Genomic DNA, 1,190 nt, shown 5'->3' on the forward strand with positions numbered 1-1,190 from the left:
GGCGGCCTCCTTGTCGTCGGCGGCCAGCGCGCTGTTGCCCTGCCGGACGGTGGTGTGCACGATCGCGAGCGCCTGCGGGACGCCGAGGTCGTCGTCCATCGCCTCGGCGAAGGCGGGCGGCACCTCGTCGGCGGGCTCGACGGCGTGGCCGGCCAGTTCGGTGACGCGCTGCGCGAAGCCCTCGATGCGCGCGTAGGCCGACTCGGCCTCGCGCAGGGACTCCTCGCTGTACTCGATGGTGGAGCGGTAGTGCGGGGTGCCGAGGTAGTACCGCAGCACGACCGGCCGCCACTTCTTCACCATCTCGCTGACGAGCACGCTGTTGCCGAGCGACTTGGACATCTTCTCGCCGCTCATGGTGACCCAGGCGTTGTGCACCCAGTAGCGGGCGAAGGCGTCGCCGAAGCCCTTGGCCTGGGCGATCTCGTTCTCGTGGTGGGGGAAGATCAGGTCGATCCCGCCGCCGTGGACGTCGAACTCCTCGCCCAGGTACTTGTGCGCCATGGCGGAGCACTCCAGGTGCCAGCCGGGCCGTCCCCGCCCCCACGGCGTCTCCCAGCTCGGCTCTCCGGGCTTGGCCGCCTTCCACATGGCGAAGTCGCGCGGGTCCCGCTTGCCGGTCTCGCCCTCCCCGGCGGGCTGGCGCAGCTCGTCGAGGTCCTGGTTGGACAGCGACAGGTAGCCCGGCAGGGACCGTACGTCGAAGTAGACGTTGCCGTCGGCCTCGTAGGCGTGCCCGCGCTCGATGAGGCCGCGCATCATCTCGACCATCTCGGTGATGTGGCCGGTGGCGCGCGGTTCGTAGGTGGGCGGCAGGCAGCCGAGGGCGTCGTAGGCGTCGTTGAACGCCCGCTCGTTCTCGTACCCGATGGACCACCAGGGGCGGTTCTGCTCGGCCGCCTTCTTGATGATCTTGTCGTCGATGTCGGTGACGTTGCGGACGAAGGTGACGTCGTAGCCGCGGTAGGCGAACCAGCGGCGCATGATGTCGAAGTTCAGTCCCGACCGGACGTGCCCGATGTGCGGGGCCGCCTGCACGGTGGCACCGCACAGGTAGATCGAGACACAGCCCGGCGTGAGGGGGGCGAAGTCACGAATCTGCCGGGCGCTGGTGTCGTACAGGCGAATAGTCACGAGTCCAGGGTAGTAGGCGCCGGACAGTGCCCAGGGCGCACATACCGGTTGTTGCC

General features: G+C 69.1%; 1 protein-coding gene. It reads right to left on the minus strand.

The window, feature by feature from the left end:
* Positions 1-1,134, minus strand: a 1,134-nt coding sequence (gene cysS, locus AB0E98_RS33840) for a cysteine--tRNA ligase (protein WP_361710339.1), incomplete at its 3' end; no start/stop codon positions are given.
* Between the last annotated feature and the right edge of the window lie 56 nt (positions 1,135-1,190).

The sequence above is a fragment of the Streptomyces sp. NPDC037389 genome, assembly GCF_040636475.1.
Lineage (GTDB): Bacteria > Actinomycetota > Actinomycetes > Streptomycetales > Streptomycetaceae > Streptomyces > Streptomyces hesseae.